Origin of the sequence: Streptomyces sp. NPDC059564 (assembly GCF_042735575.1) — a bacterium.
Taxonomy (GTDB): domain Bacteria; phylum Actinomycetota; class Actinomycetes; order Streptomycetales; family Streptomycetaceae; genus Streptomyces.
Genome location: NZ_JBHWBP010000301.1, coordinates 1 through 9,382, shown reverse-complemented (window position 1 = coordinate 9,382; position 9,382 = coordinate 1). Strand labels below are relative to the sequence as shown.

The window sequence follows — 9,382 nt, the reverse complement described above, 5'->3', positions numbered from 1 at the left end:
ACCGGTTGAGGTCGGAGTTGGTGGAGATCTTCTGACCGGCCGCCCAGCCCCAGGAGGGGTCCATGTCCGTGATGTCGTGCGGGGGCGCGCCCGCCGCGTCCTGGTAGTAGCCCTTGGGGTGCGGTTCCCGGATGGTCGCGTCACCGGGGGCCGGGAAGTAGGTGTGGCGCAGCCCGAGGGGCTTGATGATGCGCCGGTCCATCTCCTCCGCGAGGGGGCGGTGGGTGACCTTCAGGACGATCAGGCCGGCCAGCACGTAGTTCGTGTTGCTGTACGCCCAGCCCTTCCCGGGCTCGAACTCGGCCTTGTGCCGGAGCGCGATGTCGACGAGCTCGCGGGGTTCGTAGTGCCGGAGGTCGTCGCCCAGGTACGCGGTGTAGTTGGGAAGTCCGCTGGTGTGCTGCAGGAGCTCACGCACGGTGATGCGGCTTCCGTCGATGCCCTCCCCGCGGACGAGGCCCGGCAGATAGGTGTCGACGGCTTCGTCGAGGCCGATCTTCCCTTCGGCGACGAGTTGCAGCACGACCACCGAGGTGAACGTCTTGGTGTTGCTGCCGATCCGCACCTGACCGTCCACCGGCACCTTCGAGCCGGTGGCCAGGTCGCCCACCCCCGCGGTGTACGTACGGGTCCGGCCCCACCGGTCCTGGACGCTCGCCAGCGCGCCGGGCAGGCCGTCGGAGCGCACGAGCGCGTTCAGGCCCTGCTGGACGGTGTCCGGCCCGGAGGCGGCGTACGCCGCGGGCGGTACCAGGACTCCCATCGTCATGACGCCCACGGCCACCGCGGCCACGACCGGAACGGCGGCCCTGCGCCGACCGCCCTGCCGCCGCCCGGAAGAACGAAACCTCTGCCATGACTGTTCGCGCACGAGCCAACTCCTGGGGATCATCGGGGAAACCAGCGGTATGTGCCGGTCCCACCCTGTCCGCAGCGGCCGCCCGCGACGATCCTGCTACCCGCCCGCTCCAGGTGGGGCTAACCCCCGGTGCGCCCGGCCGTCAGGGCGTGGTGTGGGGGAGGAGGCTCAGGGTGACGGCCAGGCGGGCGGGGCGGCCGGGCTCGCTCTCCAGCGGGGTGCTGACGCGGCCGGTCTCCACGCACAGGAAGCGGCGGTGGTCGTCGTCCGTCAGGTCGGCCATGCCGGCGGCCAGTTCGGCGCCGGGGTTCCAGACCACGACGTCGCTCGCCTCGCGGTGCGCGAGTTCGAGGACGTGGCCGAGGGCGCCGTCCCGGACGGAACTGACCTCCTCCGGCTCGGTGTAGACCCGCTCGATGTGGCCCGTCGGCGTCACCTCGCCCCCGGCGTCGTCCACGTCCACCGCGAGGAGGTTGTCGCGGTAGTGCTTGCCGAGCCCGGAGACCTCCGCCTCGCCGAGCGCGCCGATCGCCAGGTAGGTGTGCAGGGCGGCCGTGCTCCGGTGCTCGCCGGTCGCCTCGACCTCGATCGAGCAGGTCGCGCCCAGGGTGATCCGGGTGGTCAGGGTGAACTCGTGCGGCCACAGCGCGCGGGTGACGTCGGAGGCCTCCAGCCGCAGGACCAGCTCGACCCCCTCCTCGGTCGTGTCGAGCGAGACGAGGTCCCAGTCGAGGACGCGGGCGAAGCCGTGCGAGGGCTTGGCGACGGCACCGAACCACGGCCAGCACAGGGGCACACCACCGCGGATGGCCGTTCCGGCCGTCCAGGCGTTCCGCTCGCCCAGCCACAGCCCGGGCGCGCCGCCGACGGGCTGCCAGGTGAGCACCTGCGCCCCCTGCAGGCTGACCGCGCCGCGGACGCGCGGGTGGTCCACGACCAGGATCGGGATCTCGCCGATCCGGCGCCGGGTGACGGACGGCGCGGGCTGGTCGAGGACGGGCAGGGCGAAGAGGTTCTCGTTCATGCGCCGACTCTTCAGAATCCGTCACGGAGAGTCAAGCCGGGCCCCTCCGGAGCCCGTGGACAACGGGTCGCGGCACGGCGGGTCCTGAAGTCCGCCGTGCCGCATGCCGTGCCGTGTCGTGCGAGGTGCTCGCCGCCTGCCGTGCCGTGGGTCGAAAGGGCCCCCGTCGGGCCCGTGCCGGGGCGGTGTGCGCGTCGGTCTCAGATCTGTGCGTAGTCCCAGTACTGCTTGAACTGCGGGACCCACACCTCGGGCAACGGGGTCGTGGTGCCGCCGCAGGCGCCCAGCACGGCCTGCGAACGCCTGCCGGTGTCACGGATGCACTGTCCGGTGCTCGTCTCGGCCATCTCCCAGAGGTTCGGGTAATCCGGAGAACCGCGGTAGTTCCACGTGAAGGTGGAGCAGCCCCGGCCGGTCTTCAGCACGATGGGGGCGCCGGGTGTGGGGCTGCCGCCCTGCGGGCCCAGGCAGTAGGTGCCGAAGGCGCCGATGGTGAAGGTGCCGTTGCCCAGGCTCTGGAAGTGGAAGCGCTGCCACAGCTCGTTCTTGCAGTCGAAGGTCTGCACGATCTGTCCCTCGCGCGGGGCTCCGCCGCCACGGAGGTCGAGGCACTTCCCGCCGATGGCGGCGCGCACTTCGTAGACGGCGGCGTCGCGGAAGGTCGTGGTGTACCGGATGCCGGGGTTCTCCGCGGCCTGCGCCGAGGCCGGCACGAGCAGGGCGAACAGTCCCACCACGGCAGCCACCACGCTGTACCTGCCGAGCCGGTTCAACTTTCGAGCCACGATCTCTCCTGTCTCATGACGGCCTTGACGCGAAGAACCTAGCGAGATCAACTGAATACCCGGTACCCACCCTTTCAGGGGGGTGTGTTCACTGCGGAGGCTGTGGGTGAGTGGGGGCTCGGGACTTCAGCGCGCCCAGCGGTTCATGGGCTTGGCCACCGGTCTCTACCGGGCCAGCCACCTGACCGTCGGAATCCTCTCCGTGGCCCGCCACACGCCCGGCGAGCCCGCCGCCTGGGGGATCCTCGCGGCGGCCGTCGCGGTCAGCCTGACCCTGTACGGCACGGCCCGTGCGGGCGGCTGGTTCGGCCGCCGCTGGGTGTGGTGCGACGTCCTCGTGACGGGATGCGCCCTGCCCTGGCTCGCCCTCGGTACCCTCGGCGGCCCGGCCGTCTCCCAGGGCGGCTGGCTGATGCTGCTGGGCGGGTCGGCGGGTTCGGCCGCCGCCGTGGGGCTCGGCGTCCGGGGCGCCGTCGTGTCGGCGGCGCTGCTGCTCGCCACCTCCCTCGCCGTCCACCTGCTGGCGGCGGGCTCGCGCTCGGCCGAACTCGTCGGCCACCTCAACGCGGTCGTCTCCTCCGCGGCGATGGCCTGGGTGTTCTGGTGGTACCTGCGGCGCCAGGGCACCCTGCTGGACGCCGCGCAGCGCCAGGCGGTCACCGCCGAGGCCGAACGGGCCCGCCAGGCCGAGCGGACGGCCCACCACGCGGCCCTGCACGACACGGTCCTGGCCACCCTGACCACGATCGCCGCCGGACGGGTCGACGCCAACGCGGCGCCCGTGCGCGAGCGGTGCGCGAGGGAGGCCGCCTACCTGCGGCGGCTCGTCCAGCAGGAGGACGAGGGCCCGCACCGGCCCGGCGGACCCGAGCCCGGGGCGACGGCCGCCGGCGCCGCTCTGGAGGCGGCCGTACGCTCCGCCGAGTGCCTGGGCCTGAAGGTCACCGCCCAGTACCACGCGCTGCCCGCGGTGCCCCGCGAGGTGGCCGACGCCCTGGGGGCGGCCGTCGCCGAGGCCCTGAACAACGTACGCGGCCACGCCGGAACCGGCGAGGCGTTCCTGACCGCCGCCGGGAGCGGGGACGAGGGCCTCGCGGTCACGGTGGTGGACCGGGGCGCGGGATTCGACCCCGCCGGGGCCGGCCGCTCCGCCGGGACCGGGCTGCGCCGCTCGGTCCACGCCCGGATGGCCGGGATCGGCGGACGGGCCGAGGTGGACAGCGCCCCCGGCGAGGGCACGCGGGTCGAGCTGCGCTGGCCGGCGTGATCACCGTGGCGGTGGTCGACGACGACCGGATGCTGCTGGACGGGCTGCGGTCCTGGCTGGCCGGGGCCGACGGGCTGCGGCTGCTCGCGGCGGTGGCCACGGTGGACGCCCTGCTCGCGGTCCCGGGGCGCGCGCCCGACGTGGTGCTCCTCGACCTGTTGCTGCGCGACGCCTCCGTGCCGGAGGACAACGTGCGCAGGGTCCGGGCGGCGGGCAGCCGGGTCCTGATCATCAGTACGGTGGCCGACCGCGAACGGATCGTGGCGGCCGTGGCGGCGGGCGCGGACGGCTACCTGACCAAGGACCACGACCTCGACACCCTGGTCGCGGCCATCGGGGCGGTGGCCGCGGGCGGGACGGCCCACTCGCCCGAACTGGCCTTCGCCTGGGCGCACGACACCGGCCGGGACCGGCCGCGGCTGGCGCCCCGCGAGCGGCAGGTGCTGCTCGACTACGCCTCCGGGCTGACCCTGAAGGCGACCGCCCGGCGGGCCCGGATCAGCCCCAACACCGCGAAGTACTACCTCGACCAGGTCAAGGAGAAGTACCACCGGGCGGGCCGGCCCGCCTACACCAAGACCGACCTGGCCCGGCGGGTGCGCGAGGACGGTCTGGACCTCTGACGGGTCCCGGTCACTTGCGCTTGAGCTTGGCCCAGACCGCTTCCAGCGCCCGGATGTCCTCGTCGTCGAGCCGGTCGTCGAAGACCTCCCGCAGGGCCTCCCGGCGGGTGGCGTCGGCCTCGGCGAAGGCCGTACGGCCCGCGGGGGTGAGCGCCACGCACACGGAACGGGCGTCCGTGGGGGAGGGGAGGCGCTCCACCAGCCCCCGGGCCTGGAGCTGGTCGACCACGCGGGACACCTGGCTGCGGCTGAGCAGCGTCTTGGCGCCCAGGTCGGAGGCGGCGACCGGTTCGCGCTGGCCGCTGAGCCACAGCATCACCTCGAACCAGGACAGCGGGAGCTCGTGGGCCCGCGACAGGGCCTGGTCGATGCGGGCCGAGAGCGTGGTGCCCGCCCAGATCAGACCGTAGAAGGCATGATCGCGAGGGGTCAGTTCACCCATGGTGAGGTCGGTACGAGCCATGGGGCGAGCCTACCCGCTTGCGTGTGCGCACACATATCTCTATGGTGTGTGTGCACGCACATAAATCTGAGGTGTCCGGCACCCCCACCCCCTGGAGAGCCCCCATGAGCACGACGCACACCCCCCGCACGGTCCTCGTCACCGGTACCTCCTCCGGCATCGGACTCGCCGCCTCCGTGGCCGCCGCCCGCGCCGGCTGGCAGGTGATCGCCACCATGCGCGACACCGGCAAGGCCGGCCCGCTGCGCGCCGCCGCCGCCGAGGCCGGGGTCGAGGACCTGATCGCCGTCAAGCGCCTCGACGTGATCGACGCCGCCTCCGTCGCGACCTGCCTGGAGGAGGTGCTCGCGGAGTACGGCCGCCTCGACGCGGTCGTCAACAACGCGGGCGCCGGTCACGTCGGCACGATCGAGCAGGGCACCGTCGAGGACGTCCGCGCCACGATGGAGGTGAACTTCTTCGGCGTCGTCGAGGTCACCCGCGCCGCCATGCCGCACCTGCGCGCCTCGCGCGGCCGAGTGATCACGGTCACCAGCGTCGGCGGCATCATCGGCCAGCCCTTCAACGAGGCGTACTGCGCCGCCAAGTTCGCCGTCGAGGGCTTCATGGAGTCCCTCGCCCCCGTCGCCGCGACCGTCGGCGTCGACGTCACCGTCGTCGAACCGGGCGCGGTGGCCAGCGAGTTCGTCAACAGCGTGGGCGTGGACGTGCCCGCGATGCTGGCGGCGGCCGGCCCGTACGCCCCCGCGCTCCAGACCTACGTCGAGCATGTGATGAAGATGTTCGGGACGGCCCAGACCCCGGACGAGGCGGCCCGGCCGATCATCGACGCGCTGACCGCCGACCGGCCCGCGCTCCGGGTGCAGACCTCCGACTGGGCCCGCGAGTTCGTCGGCACGAAGCTCTCCGACCTGGACGGGTCCGCCGTCGGCAACCTCACCGGCGACTGGCTCAGCTGACCCGACCGCGGCCCGGGGCGCCGCGCCGCGTCAGGCGGCGGTCCAGCCGCCGTCCATCGGCAGGGAGGCCCCGGTGACGTGCGAGGTGTGCGGGCCGCACAGCCACAGGACGACCGAGGCCACCTCCTCCGGCTCGATCAGCCGCTTGATCGCGGAGCCGCGCAGCAGCACCTCGGCGACGACCTGCTCGGGCGGGATGCCGTGGGCCTCCGCCTGCGCGGCGATCTGCCGCTCCACCAGCGGGGTGCGCACGTAACCCGGGTTCACGCAGTTGCTGGTCACCCCCCGCGCCGCCGCCTCGAGGGCGGTGACCTTGCTGAGCCCCTCCAGCGCGTGCTTGGCGGCGACGTAACCGGACTTGAAGGGGCTCGCCCGCAGTCCGTGCACGCTGGAGATGTTGACGACCCGGCCCCAGCCGCGCCCGTACATGTGCGGCAGCGTCCGGCGCAGCAGCAGGAACGGTGCGGTGACCATCACCCGCAGCATGGTCTCGAACCGCTCCGGCGGGAACTCCTCGATGGATGACACGTGCTGCAGTCCCGCGTTGTTGACCAGGACGTCGACGGCGGCGGGCAGCCCCTCGACGGCGGCGGGATCGCCGAGGTCGGCCGGGTGGGCCCGTCCGCCCACGAGATCCGCGACCTCGGCGGCGGCCCGCGCGTCGACGTCCACGACGTGGACGAAGGCCCCCGCGGCGGCCAGCGCCACCGCGCAGGCCCGCCCGATGCCGCCGCCGCCCCCGGTCACCAGGGCCACGCGCCCCGTGAGGTCGACTCCCGCGGCCCCGGCCGCCGTTCCACCGGATGCGGTGGTGAATCCACTGGTCATGGCGGGAACGTTAGAGTCCCGCGGTGGCCGCTTCGATGTGTGCCGCCGCCACAGTCGGCGGGACGGATGTGGCGGCCACCGCCACCGCCCCCTCGGCGCGGTAGCGGCCGGGGGTGGTGCCGTACTCGCGGCTGAAGGCGTGCGAGAGGGCGTACGGAGTGCCGTAGCCGACCCGGCGCGCCACGGCGGACAGGGGGTCGGCGGTGTCCCGCAGCAGGGTCGCGGCCAGGTTCAGCCGCCACCAGGTCAGGTACGCCATCGGCGGGCGGCCCACCAGCGCGGTGAAGCGCCGGGCCAGGGTGGGCCGCGACACCCCCGCCTCGGCGGCCAGCCGCTCGATGGTCCACGCGGCGGCCGGGTCCGTGTGCAGCGCCCGCAGCGCGGCGGACGTCACCGGGTCGCCCAGAACGGCGGGCCAGGCCCCCGGAGTGCCCTCGGCGAGGATCCAGGAGCGGATCATGTAGACCAGCAGCAGGTCGAGCAGGCTGGGCACCGCGACACAGGATCCGGGCCCCCGCGCGTCCAGCTCCCGCCCCAGCAGGTCGATGGCCGAACGGAGTTCGACGTGGCTGCCGACCCGGTTCGGCAGGTGGACGACCTGCGGAAGCTCCGCCATCAGCGGGTGGGACCGGCTCCGGTCGAGCCGGTACTTGCCGCACAGCATCTCCACGACGCCGGCACCCGCCCCGCTCCCGAGCTCGTGCCCCCGCCTGCCCGCCGAGAGTTCCTCGAACGGCACCGCCCGCGCCAGCGCCGCCGCGTCGGCGGGAGCGTCGGCGATCACGTGCCCCGTACCGTGCGGCAGCAGTACGGCGTCACCCGCGCCGAGCACGACCGGCTCGCCGCCGTCGGGCAGCAGCCAGCAACCGCCCTCCAACACCACGTGGAACCCGGCACCGTCGTACGGCGCGAAGCGCGCGCACCACGCGCCGCTCACCCGTACCCGGTCGGAGGAGGGCCGTCCGATGCGTACGGCCGAGATCGCGTCGCTCACCACGTCCATCCGCCCAGGCTAGCGACAGCCGTCAAGTGAGCCGTACTCGTATCCGATTGAGCCGATCACGCATCGATCCGCTCAACCCGCCCCGTCTACAGTCGAACCCATGGAGAACGAGAGCAAGCAGAGCATGGTGTTCGGGGACGTCGAGGTCATCCGGGTCGTCGAGTGGCAGGGTCCCCTCGTCCCCGCGCGGGAGTTCGTCCCCGAGGCCGGGGAGCAGGTGTGGAAGGACAACGAGGACTGGCTGGCGCCGGACCACTGGCGGCCGGAGGAGGACCAGGCGGTGGTGGCCCTGCAGTCCTGGGTGCTGCGCAGCGCCGGCCGGACCGTCCTCGTCGACACCGGGGTGGGCAACGGGCGCGAGCGGCCCGGTTCGCAGCGGTTCCACCACTGGCAGGGGGACTTCCTCGGCGCCCTGGACCGCGCCGGAATCCGCCCCGAGGACATCGACGTCGTCGTCAACACCCACCTCCACGTCGACCACGTCGGCTGGAACACCCGGGACGAGGCGGGGGAGTGGGTGCCGACCTTCCCCCGCGCCCAGTACCTCCTGCCGGCGGCCGACGACTTCCACTACGGCCCCCGGGGCGGCTACGGCAAGACCGGACGCGCGGACGAGCGGCTGATGTACGAGGACAGCGTCGCCCCCGTCCACCGGACCGGACAGGCCGTCCTCTGGGACGGCGTCCACCGCATCGACGAGAACCTCACCCTGGAATCCGCCCCCGGCCACACCCCGGGCTCCTCGGTGCTGCGGCTGGCCTCCGGCGGCGAGCGGGCCGTCTTCGTCGGCGACATCCTCCACAGCCCGGTCCAGATCCTGGACCCCGCCCACAACAGCTGCTTCTGCGCGGACCCGGCCGGTGCGGCCGCCACCCGCCGCCGGATCCTCGCCCGGGCCGCCGACGAACGTGAGCTCGTGGTGCCCGCCCACTTCGCGGGGCAGGGGGCCGTGGAGGTCCGCGCGGAGGGCGACGGCTTCGCCCTGACGCGGTGGGCCGCGTACGGTCCGGGCCGGTGACCGCCGCCCCGGCCGGATTCAACGGTCGGATCATCCGACTGTTACCGTCCGGGGCATGCCCGAGCTGATCGCCCCCACCCCCCGCCTGCACGCCTCCTGGCTCGCCGCCCAGGAGGAATGGGGTCCGGAGGCCCACATGGACGGCGCCGGGCTGGACCGCGAGGACGACGTCGACAGCCCGGAGGGCTTCGCCGCCTGGACCCGGCGGCTGCACGGCTACGCCGACCGTACGGCGCCCCTCGAACAGGGCCGCGTCCACGCGACGTACTGGTGGATCGCCGAGGGCGACAGCTACCTCGGCGCCATCGACCTGCGGCACTACCTCAACGGCTTCCTGCTCGACGCCGGAGGCCACATCGGCTACAGCGTCCGCCCCTCCGCCCGCGGGCGTGGCGTGGCCACCTGGGCGCTGGGCGAGGTCCTCCACGAGGCCCGGGTCCTGGGGATGGACCGGGTCCTGCTGACCTGCGACCCCGGCAACGAGGCCTCCACGCGCACCATCGAGCGGCGCGGCGGGGTCCTGGAGGACGTCCGGGAGACCCTCGTCGGACCC

At 73.6% G+C, this 9,382-nt stretch carries 11 protein-coding genes; 5 read left to right on the top strand and 6 right to left on the bottom strand.

Annotation, left to right across the window (positions count from 1 at the left end):
* The 3 genes from ACFV0Q_RS32580 to ACFV0Q_RS32570 form a co-directional block, all read right to left on the bottom strand.
* Positions 1–769: serine hydrolase domain-containing protein (locus ACFV0Q_RS32580; protein WP_385010266.1), on the bottom strand; the 769-nt coding region annotated here is incomplete at its 3' end.
* Positions 770–1,001: 232 nt separating this feature from the next.
* The gene (locus ACFV0Q_RS32575; protein ID WP_385010265.1) at positions 1,002–1,883 is read right to left on the bottom strand and encodes a D-hexose-6-phosphate mutarotase; all 882 of its coding nucleotides are present in this window, start codon (positions 1,881–1,883) and stop codon (positions 1,002–1,004) included.
* A gap of 200 nt (positions 1,884–2,083) precedes the next feature.
* Positions 2,084–2,668 carry an RICIN domain-containing protein gene (locus tag ACFV0Q_RS32570; RefSeq protein WP_385010263.1) on the bottom strand — a complete coding sequence of 195 codons (585 nt, stop codon included), beginning with the start codon at positions 2,666–2,668 and terminating at the stop codon, positions 2,084–2,086.
* A 106-nt stretch (positions 2,669–2,774) separates the two neighbouring features.
* Here ACFV0Q_RS32570 and ACFV0Q_RS32565 point away from each other — a divergent pair, with 106 nt between their 5' ends.
* Together ACFV0Q_RS32565 and ACFV0Q_RS32560 are read left to right on the top strand one after the other, a co-directional pair.
* Positions 2,775–3,935, top strand: coding sequence for a sensor histidine kinase (locus ACFV0Q_RS32565; protein ID WP_385010262.1), 1,161 nt, complete (start codon positions 2,775–2,777; stop codon positions 3,933–3,935).
* Positions 3,932–4,558, top strand: coding sequence for a response regulator (locus ACFV0Q_RS32560; RefSeq protein ID WP_385010261.1), 627 nt, complete (start codon positions 3,932–3,934; stop codon positions 4,556–4,558). Before ACFV0Q_RS32565 ends, ACFV0Q_RS32560 begins: the two co-directional genes overlap by 4 nt.
* Positions 4,559–4,568: 10 nt before the next feature.
* On the opposite strand, the gene ACFV0Q_RS32555 is transcribed toward ACFV0Q_RS32560, so the two are convergent.
* Positions 4,569–5,021 (bottom strand): MarR family winged helix-turn-helix transcriptional regulator, encoded by a 453-nt coding sequence (locus ACFV0Q_RS32555; protein ID WP_385010259.1) that lies wholly within the window; start codon positions 5,019–5,021, stop codon positions 4,569–4,571.
* A gap of 104 nt (positions 5,022–5,125) precedes the next feature.
* Here ACFV0Q_RS32555 and ACFV0Q_RS32550 point away from each other — a divergent pair, with 104 nt between their 5' ends.
* Positions 5,126–5,980 (top strand): SDR family oxidoreductase, encoded by an 855-nt coding sequence (locus tag ACFV0Q_RS32550; RefSeq protein WP_385010257.1) that lies wholly within the window; start codon positions 5,126–5,128, stop codon positions 5,978–5,980.
* 30 nt (positions 5,981–6,010) lie between these two features.
* On the opposite strand, the gene ACFV0Q_RS32545 is transcribed toward ACFV0Q_RS32550, so the two are convergent.
* Together ACFV0Q_RS32545 and ACFV0Q_RS32540 are read right to left on the bottom strand one after the other, a co-directional pair.
* Positions 6,011–6,808 (bottom strand): 3-hydroxybutyrate dehydrogenase, encoded by a 798-nt coding sequence (locus ACFV0Q_RS32545; RefSeq protein ID WP_385010255.1) that lies wholly within the window; start codon positions 6,806–6,808, stop codon positions 6,011–6,013.
* Between the two features lie 10 nt (positions 6,809–6,818).
* Positions 6,819–7,811, bottom strand: coding sequence for an AraC family transcriptional regulator (locus ACFV0Q_RS32540; RefSeq protein ID WP_385010254.1), 993 nt, complete (start codon positions 7,809–7,811; stop codon positions 6,819–6,821).
* 100 nt (positions 7,812–7,911) lie between these two features.
* On the opposite strand from ACFV0Q_RS32540, the gene ACFV0Q_RS32535 reads away from it, so the two are divergent.
* The gene (locus ACFV0Q_RS32535; protein ID WP_385010253.1) at positions 7,912–8,829 is read left to right on the top strand and encodes an MBL fold metallo-hydrolase; all 918 of its coding nucleotides are present in this window, start codon (positions 7,912–7,914) and stop codon (positions 8,827–8,829) included.
* 55 nt (positions 8,830–8,884) lie between these two features.
* On the top strand, positions 8,885–9,382 hold a 498-nt coding region (locus tag ACFV0Q_RS32530; RefSeq protein ID WP_385010251.1), incomplete at its 3' end, for a GNAT family N-acetyltransferase.

What these genes read in the sequence shown, in the direction of transcription:
- ACFV0Q_RS32575 (WP_385010265.1), bottom strand. Translation starts at nt 1,883, where the DNA reads ATGAACGAGAACCTCTTCGCCCTGCCCGTCCTCGACCAGCCCGCGCCG.
- ACFV0Q_RS32555 (WP_385010259.1), bottom strand. Translation starts at nt 5,021, where the DNA reads ATGGCTCGTACCGACCTCACCATGGGTGAACTGACCCCTCGCGATCAT.
- ACFV0Q_RS32550 (WP_385010257.1), top strand. Translation starts at nt 5,126, where the DNA reads ATGAGCACGACGCACACCCCCCGCACGGTCCTCGTCACCGGTACCTCC.
- ACFV0Q_RS32545 (WP_385010255.1), bottom strand. Translation starts at nt 6,808, where the DNA reads ATGACCAGTGGATTCACCACCGCATCCGGTGGAACGGCGGCCGGGGCC.
- ACFV0Q_RS32540 (WP_385010254.1), bottom strand. Translation starts at nt 7,811, where the DNA reads ATGGACGTGGTGAGCGACGCGATCTCGGCCGTACGCATCGGACGGCCC.
- ACFV0Q_RS32535 (WP_385010253.1), top strand. Translation starts at nt 7,912, where the DNA reads ATGGAGAACGAGAGCAAGCAGAGCATGGTGTTCGGGGACGTCGAGGTC.